This window comes from Polynucleobacter sp. AP-Reno-20A-A9, from assembly GCF_018882085.1.
Classification (GTDB): domain Bacteria; phylum Pseudomonadota; class Gammaproteobacteria; order Burkholderiales; family Burkholderiaceae; genus Polynucleobacter.
In genome coordinates this window covers 1-5,780 of record NZ_JACVPB010000021.1, presented here as the reverse complement: position 1 = coordinate 5,780, position 5,780 = coordinate 1, and the positions used below count along the sequence as shown (strand labels likewise).

Here is a 5,780-nt window from a genome sequence, read left to right as displayed (position 1 = left end):
TCTGCCTCTTGCAATATCCGAACAATCTGTTCGTCTGAAAACCGTGCTCTCTTCATACCTGCTCCTTAGGTTGAAGGAGTCATTATCTCTAAAAGCTTTTGGTCTGAAAATCCCAGGACAGGTCAAACCCCAGACAAAGAATCTAAGCTTATATTTCCAAGTCCAAATAAAAAAGCTCTCAGCGATATGGCACTCTCAGAGTTGATGAGGGGCATGATTGATCGAGGGGAGTTAAAAGAAAAAGCAGTCCCTCACGGTTTTAGGTCTACATTTCGTGATTGGGCTGCAGAACAAACTAACTATTCCGAGGAATTGAGGAAGGTTGCATCAGGACATGCAGTTGGTGATGCAGTTCAGCAAGCCTATCAAAGGACTGATCTACTGGAAAAGCGAAGAAAGCTGATGGCTGAGTGGGCAAATTTCCTAGATAAGTCGAAGACAACTAATACTGATAAGCCAAGCCCCACAAAAAAGAAGATCTGATGCCGAGAAAAAAGCTTCCGAAGCCAAATCCTCTAGAAACTTACTTTATTGAGAATGGAATAATGTCTGTTGCTGTTGAGGTATGGGCAAATAAAGCTGATGCTGGAGGAAGCGGTTCATGGCGGATGCGAAAAGCGAGTGCTGCTTTAGACACACTCATTAAGGCATATGAAGATAAGCTATTGAATCCATATCACTCTAGGAGTGTTAGTGAAATTGCCCTCAAGAGACTCTTAGGCAAAAGACAAACCTCAAAATTAGTAGAGGAAATTAGACCAATACTCAAAAAAAATGGTTTCGAGTTTCAAAAGACTGCTCTTTGGACATTAGCCGAGGAGTTGCAAAAGACCTTTATCGCCCTACGAAATGGGGTAGTTTCAAATCAAAGCACCCTACCGCATCTACCCGTTAATTCGGAAGAGGCTCGAATTAGAGATCGAATGCTTAAAGGTACGTTTTAGCGGAAATTTCCAGTCATATGATCTTCCCCATGGATGTGACATGTTGTTTCATCTAACTTTATAGGGAGTCAAAAATGGCTAAAAATTTATCTACAGGCTACTCGAGAATTACTCAGGTTTGCGAGAAATACGCAATAAGCCCAGCAACAGTCTGGCGAAAAACAAAAGAAGGTACTTTCGCAAAGTCACACAAGCTTTCTGCTGGTGTAACGGCTTGGAAAAACAGCGATCTAGAAGAGTGGGAAAAAGATCCCCTCAACTACAAGGCTTCATGATGAAGCTACAAACAAAACGAGCCAAACCAGGACGGCAATCCAAATTTGGCTCTAACCACCCCATCCGACAGAAATCAAATAAGGAAGCTACATCATGTTACACAATTTTAAAACTATAGAGCAGTTACCGCAAGCTATCAAGGAGTTAAATACGTTTGTTCTCTGGGAGCATTACCTTGATGATGGCGAACCTAAAAAACGTCCATTTGACTGGCGAACCAGCACAGGCAGAGGCAAGGGGAATGACGATCCCAGCCTACACCTCAGTTTCCATAATGCAATCACTAAGATAGAAGAAACAGGTAGCGAGGATGTTGCGTTAGCAATTTATCAGCCTGAAGAAGGCACTCTAATTACATGCGAAGGAAAGCAGGGTTATCTATATATGCTGGATTTAGATGGCTTTGTTGCAAATGTAGGGGGCAGTACTCAAATCCTCGGTTTAGGTAAAGATATTGTTGAACTATGTAACAACAGTTACTTTGAAATTAGCCCAAGCGGTACAGGAGTAAAGCTTTATGTTGTAAGCGATATGCCTCCTTCCAAGAAAAAGGTCTTCAAGTTACCGCCTAATGAGCTATCAGCCGAATATCCAGAAGTTAAAAAGTACTCAGAATCTCATGCTGTAGAAGTATTTAGTAAAGGGTTTTGGAATTGCGTAACTGGTGATGTTTGGGCTAGTAAATATTCGCAGCTTAAATTTGTTAGTGAATCTGCGTTAGAGAAGGTATTTGCACATCTTCAATCACTTACACCTGTTCAAAAGGCACCCGAAGTAGCCCAAATAATTGAGACACCTCAGGTCAAAAGTAAGTTGACCAAGAAAAGCTTGATTGATCTTCTGTCAAAGATTGATAACCAGATAGAAGAAACGTGGTCTGCTGTAGCCAATAGTCTGGCACGCATTCATGGAGTTGATGGTGAACTGTATTTTGTTCGCTACAGTAAAGGCGAATACAACAATAAATCCTATGCTAAATACGATGAAGTAGCGGTACTGAACCGCTTCAGAAGAGCCTTGAAGGATCTCGGATCTAGACCCAATGGGTACGGCATCAGTCATTTATGTCAGCTTGCTGGGATTGGTATAAGTACTTTAGAGTTTGAACAGCCAACAGTCACTCTAGGGGCAGGGATTACTGCTGAAGAGTTATCTGGCAAAGTTTTTCCGCCTTTAAATTGGGTCATTCAAGATATTCTTCCAGAGGGCTGCTACCTACTCTCAGCCAGACCTAAAACTGGCAAATCGTGGCTTGCTTTGCAAACTTGCCTTGCAGTAGCTTTTGGTGAAACTGTTTTTGGAAAAAAGGTTGTACAAGGTAAGGCTGTTTATCTAGCACTTGAAGATAATCACCGTAGGCTTCAGTCACGTCTTAAACAGTTGCGACCTCAAGGCTACTCCACACCAAACCTGCTACTTCATACCAAATGGGAAAGGTTTGATAAGGGCGGTGTTGAGGCTCTGGTAAAGCTGATTGAAACAGAAACGCCCAAAATCGTAGTGATTGACACACTAGCAAAGGTAAGACCGACTGCAGGCAGAAATAACGTCTATGAGAGCGATTACAAGGCATTAGAACCCATCACAGAGGTTGCTAATAAATACCGCTGCACTATCTTGATAGTTACCCATAACCGTAAGGGTAAAGCTGAAACCGACCCATTAGAGCAAGTAAGTGGTTCTTTGGGATTAACTGGTGCGGTAGACGGTGTGATGATTATTGATGGAAACCGCTCCGATAAGATGTACACCTTGAGTCTAATTGGCAGAGACATACCTAATGATGATGATCTTGCTATTGCAAGGCAGGCTAATGGTGAGTGGAGGCTACTGGGTACTGCTAAAGCAGTATTCATTAGCGAGGAACGGCAGGCAATTACTGATTTATTAAAGCTACACACCAAGGGATTAAAACCTAAGGACATTGCTGAATTGCTGAGCAAAAAACAATCTACCGTCAGAAAATTACTTGCCTCAATGACGGCTGAGCAACAAGTTAATAACAATAAAGGTGTCTATACCCATCTAAGCAATACACCTGCCTATATAGACTACGGTAGCAGTAGTAACGGCAAGGATATTGGTAATAGTGGTAGCAGCGGTAACACCAGTAACTCTAGTAGCGATGTAACCAATCCTTGGGATGAAGAGTGATGAGAGTTACCGAAGTTACCTCTTTCCATAGGGTGAGTGCTTTTATTTTTTTTAAGGTGCTTAAAAGACCCCCTACACATTATGTAACTACTTTTGCAAAATTTAGACATATTGAAATATTTGCGTTACCAGAGTTACCGCTGTTACTGGAGTTACCTTAATATGCCACTTCCTAGCGTTGCAATACATGGAGCAAGGCAATGCAAAGCGATCACTAAACGATCAAAAAAACGTTGCCTTAACCCTGCAGCTTACGGCTGTTCAACATGCAGGTATCACGGTGCCACCCCTGTTCATACTAGAAAAAGTGTAGCTGGAGAAGACCACCCACAATTCAGGCATGGCAGGAATACAAAGCAGTCTAAAGAGCAACATCAGAGAACAACTGCAAAACTACTTTTTTTAGAAGATTTGGGCCATCATATTAAGATGTTCCACGAGCATGCAACGAGGACTAGGGGCAGGAAACCAAACGGTTACTTGAAGTTAAATTTAAACGATCCAAAACAACTGCTGAGTGTATTAATGAAATCTGTAGAAGATAAAGATGAATGAAGAACATTTAACGGGTATTTACGGCATATTTCTAAGTGATGGTAGATGCTATGTTGGCTCTACTGCACAAGCGTTCAAGAAGAGGTGGAACGAACATAGGCAACGTTTAAATAAGGGCAATCATCCGAACATACATCTAATTAGAGCGTGGCAGAAATATGGCTCTGAAGCATTTGAATTTAAGATTCTTGAGACATGCAATATTGATAAAGAAGAAATCAGGATTCTGAAGGAAAATTTTTGGATTGGTAAGCTAAAACCAGAATTTAATATGGCTCCAGTTGCTGGATCTGTTAAAGGCATCAAAAGAAGAGAGGAAACTAAAAAACTCCTTAGCGAACTTAACCTTCAGCATTGGAAAGAAAATCCCAGACCTACAGGCTACACAAGACCAAAAAAAATAGCTGATGCGATCTCTAAAGGACGTAAAGGCATTAAATTTACAACCGAGCATATTGATAATCTCTCACAATCCCTAAAAGGTAGGAAGTCCCCCAGAAAGGGAGTGATATTGAGTGATGAAACCAAAAATAAGATATCCAAAGGAAGATCTGGTATTCCAAGAAAACTGGAAGACTCACTAAAGGCTGCTGAATCTAATCGTGGTCGTAAAAGGACTAATGAACAAAAGGAGCAAATTTCACAAGCCCTGAAAGGTAAAGGCGGGAAGATTGATGAGACTCAGGCAAGGGAAATTAAATCTAGCACCGAGAAAACAAGTGTATTGGTCGAAAAATATGGAGTTAGTAGATCCCAGATTAATCACATCAGAAGTGGAAGGAGTTGGGGGCATATTTAAAGTCCAAAATACTATGTAAGACAGTCGTGGGACTCCTAACCCCAATTTAGGGGGGTACGGGTAAGGTGGGGTCTTAAGACAAGCCATCCCTAACCAGTAACTAATCTTTATTTGGAAGAAAAATATTGTTTATTTATTGGACGCTCTGTATGTCTATTTTGATCACTCAATAGAATGCCGCCAGTAACAAGAGAGGCCAGCCCAGCCCAGCCCTCCAGACTAGTTACTTGGATGTCTTCATAAACCTCATCATCCTGCTCGGTGACCATTGCAGGAAAAGGTTTCTCCCCTTTAAGAATAGAGCCAGTTATGACTCTTTTGAATCTGCCGTTTTTATATTCAATAATGTACCTACCAAAGTTTTCAAGATCCTCGCATGGCGGCCACTCTAGTATCTTGCATACCTTATTGGCAAGTCTTTTTTTAAACCATTTCTTTTTATCCAACATCATCTGAATTCGATTGGCCAAACAATCAAGCCAGATATCCATAGTCACCTCACCTGGCGGCACCATGGCATATAAAACTCTATTTGGAGCAAGAATACCCTTTGGGCAATAAGCTACTAGCTTCATTCCATGCCTTTTCTAATAACTAAATCATGATCACGCAACATGATCACAATTAAATAAGTTGCATATATGGACAGCCCCAAAAAAAGTACATAGATCGCTGTACTAAATTCATCAGCATAGGTAAGAAAAACTTTCCATATACAAATTAAGATAAATACAACTGTTATCAGCTCAACAACCTCTTTAATTCCTCTGTCTCTCATTTCTTATCTCATGGCTATATAAATAATATCCTGAAATGGGATATTCGAAATTAGAATCTAGCATGGATTCATGCTGGAACGTCAAAAGTATGAATTTCTAAGATCGGAGCTTAAAAAAGCACGGCTGGAGAGCAACATTCTGCAAAATGAATCGCTACTACTTCTATAGACACTTTCTAGCCTAATATTTAGTCTATTAGGAGGTGTGTCATGAGTACAAGAAGACGGTTTACTGAAGAGTTCAAGTTAGAGGCAGTCAAACAGGTAGTTGAAC

7 protein-coding genes are annotated in these 5,780 nt (G+C 40.9%); 6 read left to right on the top strand and 1 reads right to left on the bottom strand.

Annotated features, from left to right (window positions below; translation table 11 throughout):
* The first annotated feature begins 186 nt into the window (after nt 1-186).
* The 5 genes from ICN39_RS10990 to ICN39_RS10970 all read left to right on the top strand — a co-directional run bounded on the left by ICN39_RS10990 (nt 187) and on the right by ICN39_RS10970 (nt 4,728).
* Nucleotides 187-483 (top strand): integrase, encoded by a 297-nt coding sequence (locus ICN39_RS10990; protein WP_216234147.1) that lies wholly within the window; start codon nt 187-189, stop codon nt 481-483.
* A complete protein-coding gene (locus tag ICN39_RS10985; protein WP_216234146.1) occupies nt 483-944 on the top strand; it encodes a hypothetical protein in 462 nt (153 codons plus the stop codon). Before ICN39_RS10990 ends, ICN39_RS10985 begins: the two co-directional genes overlap by 1 nt.
* A gap of 74 nt (nt 945-1,018) precedes the next feature.
* Entirely contained in the window at nt 1,019-1,219 is a 201-nt protein-coding gene (locus ICN39_RS10980; RefSeq protein WP_216234145.1) for an AlpA family transcriptional regulator, read from the top strand.
* 94 nt (nt 1,220-1,313) lie between these two features.
* Nucleotides 1,314-3,374, top strand: a complete 2,061-nt coding sequence (locus ICN39_RS10975) for an AAA family ATPase (protein ID WP_216234144.1) — start codon at nt 1,314-1,316, stop codon at nt 3,372-3,374.
* A 547-nt stretch (nt 3,375-3,921) separates the two neighbouring features.
* The gene (locus ICN39_RS10970) at nt 3,922-4,728 is read left to right on the top strand and encodes a GIY-YIG nuclease family protein (RefSeq protein WP_216234143.1); all 807 of its coding nucleotides are present in this window, start codon (nt 3,922-3,924) and stop codon (nt 4,726-4,728) included.
* A gap of 107 nt (nt 4,729-4,835) precedes the next feature.
* On the opposite strand, the gene ICN39_RS10965 is transcribed toward ICN39_RS10970, so the two are convergent.
* Complete coding sequence (locus tag ICN39_RS10965) at nt 4,836-5,219, bottom strand: hypothetical protein (RefSeq protein WP_216234142.1); 384 nt, start codon at nt 5,217-5,219, stop codon at nt 4,836-4,838.
* A 497-nt stretch (nt 5,220-5,716) separates the two neighbouring features.
* On the opposite strand from ICN39_RS10965, the gene ICN39_RS11300 reads away from it, so the two are divergent.
* Nucleotides 5,717-5,780, top strand: a 64-nt coding sequence (locus tag ICN39_RS11300) for a transposase (protein ID WP_223146557.1), incomplete at its 3' end; no start/stop codon positions are given.

Bases quoted from the DNA above. Each gene is read 5' to 3' on its own strand.
- ICN39_RS10990 (WP_216234147.1), top strand. From the start codon at position 187: ATGGCACTCTCAGAGTTGATGAGGGGCATGATTGATCGAGGGGAGTTA.
- ICN39_RS10985 (WP_216234146.1), top strand. From the start codon at position 483: ATGCCGAGAAAAAAGCTTCCGAAGCCAAATCCTCTAGAAACTTACTTT.
- ICN39_RS10980 (WP_216234145.1), top strand. From the start codon at position 1,019: ATGGCTAAAAATTTATCTACAGGCTACTCGAGAATTACTCAGGTTTGC.
- ICN39_RS10975 (WP_216234144.1), top strand. From the start codon at position 1,314: ATGTTACACAATTTTAAAACTATAGAGCAGTTACCGCAAGCTATCAAG.
- ICN39_RS10970 (WP_216234143.1), top strand. From the start codon at position 3,922: ATGAATGAAGAACATTTAACGGGTATTTACGGCATATTTCTAAGTGAT.
- ICN39_RS10965 (WP_216234142.1), bottom strand. From the start codon at position 5,219: ATGGATATCTGGCTTGATTGTTTGGCCAATCGAATTCAGATGATGTTG.